The 13,660-nt window shown below is 32.2% G+C and carries 13 protein-coding genes and 1 tRNA gene; 3 read left to right on the top strand and 11 right to left on the bottom strand.

Annotated elements, in window-relative coordinates:
* Positions 1-100 precede the first annotated feature (100 nt).
* Together LJY17_RS13770 and LJY17_RS13765 are read left to right on the top strand one after the other, a co-directional pair.
* Complete coding sequence (locus LJY17_RS13770; RefSeq protein WP_264544389.1) at positions 101-1,417, top strand: hydroxymethylglutaryl-CoA reductase, degradative; 1,317 nt, start codon at positions 101-103, stop codon at positions 1,415-1,417.
* 2 nt (positions 1,418-1,419) lie between these two features.
* On the top strand, positions 1,420-2,331 hold the full coding sequence (locus tag LJY17_RS13765) for a GYDIA family GHMP kinase (protein WP_264544388.1): 912 nt from the start codon (positions 1,420-1,422) through the stop codon (positions 2,329-2,331).
* 59 nt (positions 2,332-2,390) lie between these two features.
* Here LJY17_RS13765 and LJY17_RS13760 read toward each other — a convergent pair whose 3' ends face one another.
* The 5 genes from LJY17_RS13760 to LJY17_RS13740 all read right to left on the bottom strand — a co-directional run bounded on the left by LJY17_RS13760 (position 2,391) and on the right by LJY17_RS13740 (position 7,300).
* Positions 2,391-4,484, bottom strand: a complete 2,094-nt coding sequence (locus LJY17_RS13760) for a peptidylprolyl isomerase (protein WP_264544387.1) — start codon at positions 4,482-4,484, stop codon at positions 2,391-2,393.
* A 96-nt stretch (positions 4,485-4,580) separates the two neighbouring features.
* Entirely contained in the window at positions 4,581-4,775 is a 195-nt protein-coding gene (locus LJY17_RS13755; RefSeq protein WP_264544386.1) for a hypothetical protein, read from the bottom strand.
* Between the two features lie 10 nt (positions 4,776-4,785).
* Positions 4,786-5,340, bottom strand: a complete 555-nt coding sequence (gene lptC, locus LJY17_RS13750; RefSeq protein ID WP_264544385.1) for an LPS export ABC transporter periplasmic protein LptC — start codon at positions 5,338-5,340, stop codon at positions 4,786-4,788.
* Positions 5,341-5,343: 3 nt separating this feature from the next.
* Positions 5,344-6,573 carry a hypothetical protein gene (locus tag LJY17_RS13745; RefSeq protein ID WP_264544384.1) on the bottom strand — a complete coding sequence of 410 codons (1,230 nt, stop codon included), beginning with the start codon at positions 6,571-6,573 and terminating at the stop codon, positions 5,344-5,346.
* Positions 6,566-7,300, bottom strand: a complete 735-nt coding sequence (locus LJY17_RS13740; protein ID WP_264544383.1) for a type III pantothenate kinase — start codon at positions 7,298-7,300, stop codon at positions 6,566-6,568. Before LJY17_RS13740 ends, LJY17_RS13745 begins: the two co-directional genes overlap by 8 nt.
* A gap of 128 nt (positions 7,301-7,428) precedes the next feature.
* On the opposite strand from LJY17_RS13740, the gene LJY17_RS13735 reads away from it, so the two are divergent.
* Positions 7,429-7,501: transfer RNA gene (locus tag LJY17_RS13735), tRNA-Phe, on the top strand.
* A gap of 48 nt (positions 7,502-7,549) precedes the next feature.
* Here LJY17_RS13735 and LJY17_RS13730 read toward each other — a convergent pair.
* From LJY17_RS13730 to LJY17_RS13705, 6 genes are all read right to left on the bottom strand, one after another.
* Positions 7,550-8,596 (bottom strand): T9SS type A sorting domain-containing protein, encoded by a 1,047-nt coding sequence (locus LJY17_RS13730; RefSeq protein WP_264544382.1) that lies wholly within the window; start codon positions 8,594-8,596, stop codon positions 7,550-7,552.
* A 119-nt stretch (positions 8,597-8,715) separates the two neighbouring features.
* Positions 8,716-10,470, bottom strand: a complete 1,755-nt coding sequence (locus LJY17_RS13725) for a DUF885 domain-containing protein (RefSeq protein ID WP_264544381.1) — start codon at positions 10,468-10,470, stop codon at positions 8,716-8,718.
* 105 nt (positions 10,471-10,575) lie between these two features.
* Positions 10,576-10,938, bottom strand: a complete 363-nt coding sequence (locus LJY17_RS13720) for a nuclear transport factor 2 family protein (protein ID WP_264544380.1) — start codon at positions 10,936-10,938, stop codon at positions 10,576-10,578.
* A gap of 40 nt (positions 10,939-10,978) precedes the next feature.
* Entirely contained in the window at positions 10,979-11,881 is a 903-nt protein-coding gene (locus LJY17_RS13715) for a pseudouridine synthase (RefSeq protein WP_264544379.1), read from the bottom strand.
* A 44-nt stretch (positions 11,882-11,925) separates the two neighbouring features.
* Positions 11,926-12,714, bottom strand: a complete 789-nt coding sequence (locus tag LJY17_RS13710; protein WP_264544378.1) for a tetratricopeptide repeat protein — start codon at positions 12,712-12,714, stop codon at positions 11,926-11,928.
* Positions 12,711-13,628 (bottom strand): geranylgeranylglycerol-phosphate geranylgeranyltransferase, encoded by a 918-nt coding sequence (locus LJY17_RS13705; protein ID WP_264544377.1) that lies wholly within the window; start codon positions 13,626-13,628, stop codon positions 12,711-12,713. The genes LJY17_RS13710 and LJY17_RS13705 overlap by 4 nt, the downstream gene beginning before the upstream one ends.
* Between the last annotated feature and the right edge of the window lie 32 nt (positions 13,629-13,660).

Genomic DNA, 13,660 nt, shown 5'->3' with positions numbered 1-13,660 from the left:
AATAACGACTTATTTTTTTGTTAAATAGATATTCTGAGTCGATTCTTCTGTCCAATTCAAGTACTAATTCTATCTTTGCATCTGTAAAAAAGAATATAAAATGACCAAAGCAGTTAGCGGATTTTCGAAATTAACGAAAGAAGAAAAAATCAACTGGATCGTTGAAACTCATTTTTCAAATGCAGTAGAAGCCAAAAATATCATCAAACAATATTGGAACGATGATTTGGCGTTACAAAAACTTCATGACGAATTTATTGAAAACACGATAACCAATTTTTACCTACCACTAGGAGTAGCTCCTAATTTTACCATAAATGGAAAAAATTACACTATTCCCTTTGCAGTTGAAGAAAGCTCTGTAGTTGCAGCAGCGAGTAAAGCAGCTAAATTTTGGGGAAATCGTGGCGGATTTAAAGCTACCATTATCAACACCGAAAAAATTGGTCAGGTCCATTTTATTTACAATGGTGATAAGTCAAAATTAGAGCAATTTTTTACCGAAGTAAAACCTAAATTTTTCACTGAAACCGAAAGCATTACCAAGAACATGCAAAAACGCGGTGGTGGAATTTTAGACATTGAACTTCGTGATAAAACTTCTGATTTAGAAAATTACTATCAACTTCACGCAACTTTTGAAACTAAAGATTCAATGGGGGCAAACTTCATCAATTCATGTTTGGAACAATTTGCCAAAACATTGAAAGAAGAAGCACAAAATTATATTTCATTCAGTGAAGAAGAGAAAAACATCACAGTTGTGATGAGCATTTTATCTAATTATGTTCCTAACTGTTTGGTTCGTGCCGAAGTTTCTTGTTCTATTGAGGAATTATCTGAAAAACACATTGAAAATCCACAGGAATTTGCCGAGAAATTTGTTCAGGCGGTGCGCATTGCCGAAATAGAGCCTTACAGAGCAGTTACCCACAACAAAGGGATCATGAACGGAATTGACGCCGTTGTAATAGCTACTGGTAACGATTTTAGAGCTGTAGAAGCAGGTGTTCATGCTTATGCTTCTCGCAATGGAAAATACTCAAGTTTATCACATGCTAAAATAGAAAATGGCATTTTTACTTTTTGGATGGAAATTCCGTTAGCACTTGGGACTGTTGGAGGATTAACCAGTTTACATCCATTAGTAAAAGTAGCATTAGAAATGTTAGAAAAACCAAGTGCACAAGAGTTAATGCAAATCGTGGCAGTTGCTGGATTAGCGCAAAATTTTGCTGCATTACGTAGTTTAACAACAACTGGAATTCAACAAGGACATATGAAAATGCACTTAATGAATATTTTAAATCAGTTTAATGCCAACGAAGAAGAGCGCAAACAAGTAGTAAAGCATTTTGAAAAAAATACAGTTACTCATAGTGCGGTAGTAGATTATTTAGCAGAAATTAGAAAGTAGTTTTGAAACAGACCTTTTATAGTAACGGAAAACTTTTAATCACTGGTGAATATGTAGTTCTTGATGGTGCTAAAGCATTGGCTTTACCCACTAAGTTTGGTCAAAGTTTAATTATTGAAGAAACAAATTCAGGAATAATTCAGTGGAAAAGTTTTGACAGTGATGGAAGTATTTGGTTTGAAAGCGAATTCAATCTAGAAGATATTTTACAAAAAAGAGAATTTAAAGACAATAAGATCAAAACAACTTTGATTGAAATATTGCATCATGCTGTTTTGTTAAATCCAAACTCTTTAAAAACCAATATAGGTTACAAAATCACAACAGAACTTACATTTCCTAAATTTTGGGGATTAGGCACTTCTTCTACCTTGATAAACAATATTGCACAGTTGTTTCAAATTGATGCCTTTACATTACTTAAAAATAGCTTTGGAGGCAGTGGTTACGATATTGCTTGCGCACAAAATAACTCTCCTATTATTTATCAGTTAGAAAATAATACTCCAATAATTACTCCAATACAATTTAAACCAAGCTTTAGCGAAAAGATATTTTTTGTTTATCTTAATAAAAAACAAAGCAGCAAAGCAGCGATCACCAATTATTATAACAAGCAAGCGAATATCCAAAAAATAATTCCAGCAATAAATAAAATTACTAACAGAGTTATTAATGCTTCTGAAACTAAAACATTTGCTCTTGCTTTAAAAGAACACGAAATCGAATTAAGCAACATTTTGGAATCGCTGACAATACAAGAATCTTTATTTAGTGATTTTGATGGTGTAATAAAAAGTCTTGGAGCTTGGGGAGGCGATTTTGTCTTGGCAATTTCAAAAGATGATCCTACAACTTATTTTAAAGAAAGAGGATATCAAATTATCATCCCATATAAAGATATGATTCTCTAAAAAAATAAAAGGCCTCGCACATTGTGAGGCCTTTTTATATTATATCCCGATTTCAATTATTAATTGAACTCAGCTCTGTTATCTTCGATTTCAGCATTCTTTCTTAAAGCACCATAAACTCTTCCAGCTGCAGAACCTTTAGATTGTGAATTTACTCTTGTAACCACATCTTTGTAATCTTTAACAGCAGGTGCTTTTGTAGTAGATTTAACTTTAATTTTGAAAACTCCTGAATTACCAGCAATTGTTTGAGAAACAACCCCAGGTTTTATTGAAAATGCAGTTCCAACAACTTTTGGCTCAGGACCAATAGTTTCGATAAATGAACCAGCAGCAGCAACATCTTTAGCTTCTTTAACTGGTGAACCTGTAGCTTTAGAAACAGCTTCTAAAGTAGTACCAGTCATTTTAGCTTCAATTAATTTAGCTTTTTTCTCATTTCTTAATTTAGTACCAAAAGCATTTTTAGCATCTTCAATTGGCATTAGACCTTCTGCATTAACTTTCTTTAAACGAGCAACTACACTTCCTACTTTAGTGTTAAATCTTTTGATTTCACCTTCTTTAGCTCCAAATGCCCAACGAACGATTTCTCTTTGATCACCAATTCCTTGAATATTCTCATCTAGAGCTAACACTTTTGCAAGTGGAGCGATAGTTAATTTATTTTCTTTTGCAGCTGTAGCGAAATCTTTTTCATTAGCTGCCATTTCAAACTTAGTAGCTTTTGTAAATACTGCATCACTAGTTGCTTCTGAAGGAATAATTTTTTGAGCAATAGTTGCTAAACGAATTCCATCTTGTTTATCTGTTACGTTGATAATGTGGAAACCAAATTCTGTTTCAACTAAACCAATTTTTCCAACTGGATTTCCAAAAACAAAGTTTTCAAAGTTTTTAGTCATTTGTCCTTTTGAAAAATAACCTAAGTCACCACCTTGCTGTTTTGAAGAATCGTCAGAATTAGTAAATGCTAACATTGCAAATGATCCAGGATTTGCCTGTAATTGAGCTAATAATTCGTTAGCTTTTGCTTGTGCTTCTTCCTTAGTCCTAGTCGCTTGAGATCTAGCAGCTCCTTTATAAGCTAATAAAATATGACTAGCTTTAGCATTGATTCCTGATTTTTTACCTAATGATTTAGAAATACAGTAATAATCCCCAAACATATATGGTCCATAAGTACCTCCTTGAGGTGTATTGAAAATTGCTTCTGCATGTTCAACAGGTAAATCTTTTTTAGCGATATATGTAGAATCGTATTTAATATCTGAATTTGTGTTTACAAAATCAATAACATTAGTTGTATTACGGAAACCAGCAACAGTATCATTCTTACCAGTTGCAGCATTATAAACTACTGAAGAGTTCATCAAAGCATTAACTTTATCTTTTACTGCTTTTTCGTCCTCAGCAGATGGTTTGTCTTCGATTAAAACGAATTCAATTTCACGAGATTCTTCAGCTTTATACTTTTTCTCGTTCTTTTTCATGTAAGCGATAATTTCGCTATCTGTCAATTCTACTTTCTTATCATCAATTGTTGAATAAGGAACAGAAACTACATCAAAAGTGACTTTATTGTTTTCCAACTCGTAGTTAAATTTACCTTCCGCTTGAGTAGTATAAAAACCAGATTTCACCATTGTGTTATACATTTGCTCAACAGCAAATTGTGACAATGATTTTTCGTATGCCAACCATTGTTGCCATCTTTCTGGTGATGAATTTTTAATAGAACCAATAAATTCATTAAACTTAGCTTTATCAAATTTACCAGCAGCATTTAAAAATTGAGGATTTTGTGCAAACTGAGGATCTTCTTTGATAATATTAATCAATTGATCGTCACCTAAACGCAATCCTAATTTTTCATATTGTCCTTCAAGTAAAACTCTTCTAACTTCCTGCTCCCAAACTCCATTAGTAGCTTGCATCATAGTTACTCCTTGTTGACTTTTTTGTGCATTATCAACTTTAATTCTAAAGTCTTCGAAAGGAATATCTACACCATTAATGGTACCTGCATTTCTTGTTCCTGTTCCAAAACCTTTATTTTCGATTAAAGCTCCAATAATAAACGCAAAAAGAGATAATCCCACAATTGCGATTACTAGTAATGAACGCTGTCTAATTTTAGATAAAACTGCCATTATATTATAATATTTTTTTATTCAGTGGGCGAAAATACAATTATCTATGAAATAATAAAAGATGTTCGCATTTATTTTAAGAGAAAGTTTAAATTTTTATTGATTCTTGTTCCTATCTTCAAATTTCTTAGCAAATTTTTTTCTAAAAAAAAACATACCAACAGCCATCAAAGCGAATAGAAGACTCAAATAAGCTTGATTTCTATTTGAATTGAATTTTGAAATTCCATCATATATAAAAAAAGCTGCAGCAACTAAATAAGCGTATTGTGTGTATTTTAAATAATTCATTTTTAAAGTTTTAAAGACTATATACTCCGTTAATTTTTTGTGTATCTAAGTGCTTAAAGTCCTTACTAAAATCTATCCCTTCACCATTGATAACATTTCCTTTATCAGTGAATTTATAATTCTTTTGTGTAAAGAACCATTCGTTTTTTTGATCGTAATACAATTGTTCTGTTTCCAACTTTTTACCTTCGTGCGTAGTTATAGTAACTTGTCCCCTTAAATCTATAAGATTAGAAACCGAATAGGAAATAGCATAATTTGAAGTAACAAAACTTTGATTTCCATTTTCGTCATAAATAGTTACCTTAATTCCTTTTGGAAATTCAGTGTAAGGAAAATCCAGATGTGAATAATCTAACATTTGAGGAGAAACTAAAACAGCTTTTATTTTTCCAGAATCAGTGTATTTTAAATCAAAATCCTGTGCCTCACCAACAGGATTTAATTCGGTAACATTAATTTTCCTAACCTCGTTAAAATTACTTTCACAAGAAATAAAAAAAAGTGTTGCTGCCACAGGAAGCATCACTTTTCTAAATATAATTTTAAACAGAGCGAATTGCATTAATTAATCGTATTTGCGTTTTACGAACCATCTATCGTTAAACGACAATCCAACAGAAAAGTTTTGATAATTCTCCTGAATTAGTCCAGAATCTACAGTTCCTCTTTTACCCAATTCGTAACTAAAATTAATATTCGAGAAACCACTTAATGGAAATCCAAAACCAAAAGTAGCAGCTTTATCTTTAATTGATTTAGAATTTAAAATCAAACCTGTATTTTCATAACGAAGACCAGCTCTATAAGTAATTCTTTTCAAATAGCTAGAAATAGAATTATACTTAGGAATATAGTATCCTCCCAAAGAAATTTTAGAAGCAGCCTCATAAGAAGCATTCTCTACAACTACGTTAGAATAATCTCCTTTACCTTGAAAACCAGACTCAAACCCAACAAACCATTTTTTATCTTGACCAATCCCAGAACCTATAGTAAATTTTGCAGGGAGTTTTACTTTTGAATCCTCAACATCAATATCCCTTGTATCCCAAACATTTTCTGTACCTAGAGCATTATATGTAATCTTAGCCAGTTCTCTTGTATTGTTCGAATTTAAATTTGAAGCAGGAGAAAAAGTAGCACTTGTGATAAAGTCATATTTTTTAATTTTTGTTTTATAACTAGCACCCGTAGTAATAACCAATCCACTCATTCTTGAATTATTCAATTCACGACTTCCAAATTGAACTCCAGATTTAAATTCTGACACACTTGTTTCTATTTCACCAAAATTATATGCAACATTTAATCCAAAACTCAATTTCTGTGTCACTTGATAAGATCCTGCAACAAAAAATCTATTTAACCCACCATCTCCAAAATATCTTTTAGCATTTGTTGACGTCTCTTTTAGAATTTTAAAACCAACAGAACTATAAGGCATTAAACCAAAATTAAGCCCAATTTTACCCACAGGAAATGCTACACTCAAATAATCAAATGAAGTTCTTTGTGCTTTTTCTTCTTCAGAAGCAGTTTTAAACTTACCTGGAGAAAATGTACCAGCAACTGTAAAAGTTGTCAGTTTTAAAGAAGAAAGCGCTGCAGGATTTTGCAAATTAAGATGAATACTATCATTTAAAATCCCAATACCCGCCATAGCTCTAGTATCAATTGTTCCTTTAAACTTAACTTCACCTATTCCGTAAAATGAATATGGCGAAGCAGTACCTTCTTGAGCAAATGTATTTAATGAAAAAAGGAATAGACTTCCTAAAATTATTTTCTTAATCATTGTTGATTTGATATTGATATAAACTGTTCAAACTTTCAAGTAAAAAATTTGAATTGGCAAATATGGTATTTTTTAATCGTTTAGCCAAAAAATTAGCGTCTCCACCAGTTAAAATTATGATAAAGTTTTCCTTTTCAGCCTTTATTGCATTTATATAACCATCTATTTCGAAAGTCAAACCATTTACAACGCCAGAATGCATCGAGTTGCTAGTCGAGTTTCCTACAACTTTTTCAATATCTTCTAACTCTAACAAAGGGAGTTTGGCAGTATAATTATGCATTGCTTCATAACGCAATCTTGTTCCTGGCGAAATTGCTCCACCATGGTAAACATCATTTTGATCAACATAATCATATGTCACGCAAGTTCCAGCATCGATAATTAATCTATTTTGGGCAGGAAATTGCAACACAGCTCCAGCAACCAAAACCATTCTATCTATCCCCAAGGTATTAGGTGTTGCATAATTATTTTGAAAAGGAAACGGCTGATCTCGATCTATAACATGAATTTTTATTCGGCCAAAAAGAAAATCCAAACCCTTTTCATCTATTTTCCCAACCGAAGAAAGTACTAAAACCTCAATATTGGAAAATTTTTTAAAAATTTTTTCAATAGATTCTTCAAGGGTTTCTTTTAGAAAAACAGATGTTTCCAAAACTGTATTTTGCTCAAATACAGCACTTTTTATTCTGGTATTTCCAACATCAATAGTTAATATCATTCTTGATTTTTTTGAGAAACAAAGGTAGTAATAGATTTTTTTAAAAAATTGTTTTGGATAAATGAAAAATGGTTCTATATTTGCACCCGCAATCAGCAAGTAGAAATGCTCAACTGAAAGCAACCAAAGGTGCCTTAGCTCAGTTGGTAGAGCAACGGACTGAAAATCCGTGTGTCCCTGGTTCGATTCCTGGAGGCACCACCTTAAAAAACCCACTCATAGAGTGGGTTTTTTGTTTTTATTCTTTTCCTACTCTTTCACTATTCGCTTGGTAACACTTCCCTCATTTGATTGAATTTTAAAGAAATAAATTCCCTTTTGAAAATCTGAAGTCGGTATTGTATTAGATAATTCTGTAAGATTATTTGCTCTAAGTAGTCTTCCATTCACATCATAAATTGTAACCGATGCATTAGTTAAGTTTTGGAAGTCTATGTTTAAGCTATTAGCCATTGGATTAGGATAGAGTTTTAAATTTGAAATTGTTTCAAATTCACTTACTGCCAAAGGTAAAATTGTAATTGTGTTTGCCACCGAATTTGTAACCCCTGAAGAACCACAAGACCAATTGGAACGATTCATAAAACGCGATTTCCATGTAGAAATATCAGTGGCAGTTGTTGGTCCTGTGTATTGCACCTGAACTTGTCTACATGGATCTATCATCCCTAAAGCGTTTATCCCATCTGTTAATGCGTTTTGACTACCATTCCCGTTGGGTAAGTTAGACGTAATTGCGTAGCCGTTAATATAAGAGCCATCTGGTGTCCAGCCATTTAGACCAATAAGAATTGATACAGTATTTATAACAATATTATTAAACCCCGTTACAAAATAAGGGTTAGAGGCATTACCCTGATAAACAAACAAATTCTCTCCATTAGAACTGACAACATCAGCTAATGACATTTGGTTCACAACAATAGATTGATTTTGAGGAGATCCTTCAACTGTTTTTAAACTTGCCATTCCTGAACCCAAAAAATTTAAATCCAGCACAGTACCAGAAGCCAAACTGGTTGTAGTTGTCCAAGTTATAGTACCCTCTCCAGAGAGATTAGAGCTATTTGTTTCCCATGCTCCGGGTGTACCGGTCAACCAACCTATATCTGTAAATTTAATAACTGTATTTGAAGTAATATCTTTTAATAAAACCACCCTAAAAATATTGGCATTTAAATCACAACCAATAATCATCATATCTCCTGCACTTAGTGTAGTTTGAGAAAAGGAAGCTGTCTTTATAAAAAGAGTCACAAAAATGATTATCAATAATTTAAAGTAGTTATTTTTCATATTTTAATAATTGTGGATAGACAAATGTAACCGTTTAATTAATTTTAATTACTGTTTTTAGGCAAAACAATTAAAGGTCTTTTTAATAAAAAAGACCACTTAATGTGGCCTTTTATTTTTTATTTCTCGATCCAATCATTGATTTTTTTCTCTAATAAAGCCAACGGCATTACTCCAGATTCTAACACTTTTTGATGGAAGACTTTAATATCAAACTTATCTTTCATAGCATTTTCAGCTTTTTTTCGAAGTTCAATAATTTTTAGTTGGCCAATTTTATACGATAAAGCCTGACCAGGAATAGCCATATATCTTTCTACTTCAGAAATAATACTTGCCTCGCTCTCTGCTTCGTTTTCAAGCGAATATTTTATCGCCTGCTCACGTGTCCATCCTTTAGAATGCATTCCAGTATCTACCACTAAGCGAATTGCACGATGCATTTCGTTACCTAACATCCCAAAATATTGGTATGGATCATCATATAATCCCAATTCTTTCCCTAAACTTTCTGTGTAAAGCGCCCAACCTTCTCCATAAGCTCCAAACCAATTGAATTTTCTAAAATCAGGCAACTCTTGATTTTCCTGTTGTAAAGAAATTTGAAAATGATGCCCTGGAATTGCTTCATGTAGAAACAAATCTTCGTCACCATAATAGTTGTATTTTGTAACATCTGGAATTGGCACATAAAAAACGCCAGGACGTGAACCATCAGCAGCTCCTTGAACATACTCGGCACTTGCGGTTTTTTCTCTAAAAGCCTCTACTCTTCTTATCTCAAAAGGGGTTTTAGGTTGTAATGAGAAAAGCTTATCTACGTTTGGCTTTATTTTTTTGTGAATTGCTTCAAAGTTAGCAATGACTTCTTCAGGTTTCTTAAAAGGCATTAACTCCTTTTTATTACGAACATAATTAAAGAATTCAACTACAGTCCCTTTAAAACCAACTTTTGCTTTAACTTTTTCCATTTCAGATTTTAAACGAGCCACTTCACTCAAACCTAACTCATGTATTTCTTCAGGTGTTTTTGTTGTAGTAGTCCATTGTTTAGCATAAACTGCATACAATTCCTTACCACCAGGAATACTTCCTATTCCACTAGTATTTCTAGAAGCTGGCAAATATTCTGTTTTTAAGAAATCGACCATCTTTTTATACTGAGGCATAAGTTTATTATTAATCATTGAGGCATAATCATTCTTTAAGGATGATTTTACATCGGCTGACAAATCATTTGGCAAACTTTTTATAGAAGAATAAAAAATATTATCTTCCACTTTTGGAGTGATTTGCTCTTCAAATTGCGGAATCAACTTAACCGTCAAAGCCTTAGGCAGGACCATTTTTTTAGCCATTCCTTTTTTCATATACACAACAGCAGAGTCAATCCAAACACTGTAAGCGTCCATTCTTTTCAAAAAGTTTCTATAATCTTTTTCTGTTTTGAAAGGCTGTGCTGCAGTTGCACTGGCAAATTGCGTCATTGTTAAATGTGTACCCCAAAACTGATGTATTGGCATCAAATTAGCATCTGTTTTTAGAAAATCTTTTCCAACAGCAGTTTCCCATTTGATAATTTCGTAGCTTATTTTTTCTTCTGGTGTAAGACTTTCTGAATCTATTTCGGCTAATTCTGATTCGTATTTATTAAAGAAATCGGATTGTTTTTTTCGATATGAATCGGTCATTTCGAACACAAACTGGTCATTGAATTCGTTTTGACCATTGAGAGTTGCATTAAGTGGTTCTAACTCGTTTTTCTCTTTAAAATAGTTATTAGTAACAGTAGCAAAATCTGCTGTCTTCGTTTCTTTTTTACAACTAGTAAACACAAAAGGAAGTGCTGCCGATAAAAGAATTACTTTTTTCATAGTTATAGATTAGGATGATTGATAGTAAAGCTAATAAAATTGGTTGTTTTTAAAACAATAAAGCCTTTAAACTTAACATTTTATTTAGGTTTAAAGGCTTTTGAGTTATCCGTGGTACACTCGGGATGCTATTATTTTTCCGTCTCGGACTTCTAACACTTCTGCTACGAACATATCTTCTTCTCCATCGACTTGTCTTATGTATTCCATAAAAACGCGATCTGTGTTTGCTGTTAAAGAAGTTACTTTATAATGCAAACTTGGAAGTCTGTCAAATGCATCTTGCCACCACTCGCGCATGGCTTGTTTTCCTACAACCAATCCATTGGTTTCGGGTTGACGAATTTTTAGTTTTGGACTAAAATGTTTTGCTTCATCATCGTAAAGCGATAATAATTTTTCTAATTCTTTGGTGTTAAAGGCTTCGAACCATCTAAAGGCGATAGATTGTAAATTTTCTGGTGTCATAAATAGTATTAAAAAATCCCGAACGAATCGGGATTGTATTTTATTGTGTATTTTTTAAATTGATTATTTCTTGATCTGTTAAAAATCTCCAATTCCCTCTCGGTAGATTTTTCTTTGTTAATCCTGCAAAAACAACTCGGTCAATTTTTATAGCATTGTATTTTAAATGTTCAAAAATGTTACGGACCACTTTTACATTGGCAGTTTTCATCTTTACCCCGATTTCTGATTTTGGTTCTCCATCAATATATGAAATCTCTTCAACAAAAATTCTGTGATTATCAATAGTTAGTCCTGATGCGATTTTTTCAAGATCTTCAAATTTCAAATTTCTATCTAAAGAAACTTGGTACACTTTTGACGAACGTTGATTAGGAAGTGTGAATTTTCTAACCATATCAGAATCATTAGTAAACAATAACAATCCCGTTGTTGTCTTGTCCATACGACCTATAGGCTGAATTTTTGCTTTTGTAGCATTACGCACTAGATCAAGAACATTATTGGAATTCACATCCTCATCTTTTGAAGTTGTAAATCCTTTAGGTTTATTCAATAGAATATACTCTTTCTTTTCAGGTATAAGTGTTGCTCCATCAAAATTAACTACATCTCCAGGTTTTACTTTATACCCCATCTCTGTAATTACTTCACCATTCACTTTTACGTTACCAGATTGAATATAAATATCTGCATCACGGCGAGAACAAACCCCTGAGTTTGAAATGTATTTATTTAAACGGATATCGTCAGATTTTTCAGTTTTTGCCGGTTTAGGCTTACTTACTGTCGGTTTAGGTTTAGAAAATCCTGTCTTTGAGTTGTCTTTCTTAAATCCATCTTTAGCTGCTGCGCTAGGTCTTTTCCCTCCTGCATTTGATTTCCCTCCAGAATTTGATTTTCCTGTCGTATTTCTTTTATTATTACCTCTTCCGTTATTCATCTTTCAATATTTTTTTGCAAAGATAGGAAATTAAGATTTTACAATTACTTTCTTCTCACTTGATAAGGATATGTCTCATAAACTACATTATCCTCATTGATTTTATAGCCTAATTCATAATCTGCCTTTGCCTCTTTCATAATCACTTCAGCGTCTTCTTTTTTTCCAAGCTTATAAAAACAAAGTCCTTTATATGTTTTAACATCAGAATAATTAGGATATTTTTTCAATGCTCTGTCAAATTCTACAATTGCATCCTCATATCTTCCTTGTTCATATTTTGAAATCCCTAAATAGAATAAGGCTGTATGATGTACCCAGTCTTCACCATTTTTCTTCAACATTTCATCTACATAATTCTGAAGTAATTTTTCGGCTTTTATAAATTCGGTCAATTGCAAATAACTCAATGCCATGTAGAAATCAAACGTATGATCCATTACATAACCATTCCCGTATTTCTTTTTACAATCTTCAAAATCGGCGATGGCATCTTTATACGTTTTTGCAAAAATACATTTGATGAAAGCTCTGTAAGGTTGCCATCTTTCTGGATTATACAAAACTGCTTTATTAATATACTGCATGCCTACTTCATATTTTCTTTCTTTAAAGTATGGCATTGCTTTTTGTTGCCACAAGTAAGCAATTGTGCTATCTTTTTTAAGACCAGCGTCAATACAATCTTGCCATTCTTTCATTTGAAAAGTATAATTGTACTTATGCGCACAGTTTGTTAAATGCTCTTCAATTATTTTATTTTGAAAGTCATTTTTACCTTCATTTTGACCATAAAAAATAAAAGGAATTAAAAGAAAAAAGAAAAATCTCATATACGTAAAATTGCTTTACCGTGAATTAAAACAACAGGATTGATTAAAACGATACTAAAAACTCCTGCCACAATCAAAATTTTTAAAGCATTATGAAGTTGAACATATCCAGAATGCTCATTTGATTGCCAAAGTTTCATCAAAAAGCTTATTAGCGCCATAAATGCAACATAAAAGTAAATATCCATGTACCCTACGTCGAATTTTTCGATTAAAATATAAACCGGAATTACGGTCGAAATAGTCAAAATTGTAATGACTTGTTTCGAAATTCTTTCACCAAAACGAACAGGTATAGTTTGATAGTTATTTGCTACATCTCCTTTTAAATTTTCTAAGTCTTTAATCATTTCACGAATCAAAATTAAAAGAAACAGAAATGTTGCATGAGCAAAAATCACATGATAAAAGTTTTTGAAATACAATAAAATTCCAAAAAAAGGAAGCACTGCCAATAGCGATGCAGTAAGGTTACCAATTATTGGATATTTCTTTAATTTATGAGAATAAAACCAAATCAGAAAAATATAGACTGCAAAGAATAATGCTGCTCTAAAAGAAATAATAAAAGCTAAAGCTGTAGCTAAGAAATTGAGTCCGAAATAAACCTGAAGTTTTGTTTTTTGACTTACTAGCCTATCTAACATTGATTTGTTAGGACGATTTATTAAGTCTTTCTCGGAATCATAAAAATTATTGATGATGTAGCCTGATGCAATTGTTAAAGTCGAAACAAAAACCAAGATAAACAGGCGCCAATCCAATAACACCTCAAGCGCTCTCCTTTCGGGAGCCAATATAAATATTGAAGATAAATATTGTGCTAAGACAATAATAGGAATATTATAACCTCTCACCACAGAAAACAAACTGAAAATTTTCATCAGCAATAATTTTGTCTTCCTTGTGAGCATGATTAACTATAATTTGAAAGTGATTACACTTC

The organism is Flavobacterium hankyongi (genome assembly GCF_036840915.1).
Lineage (GTDB): Bacteria > Bacteroidota > Bacteroidia > Flavobacteriales > Flavobacteriaceae > Flavobacterium > Flavobacterium hankyongi.
This window is presented reverse-complemented; position numbering and strand designations above follow the sequence as displayed.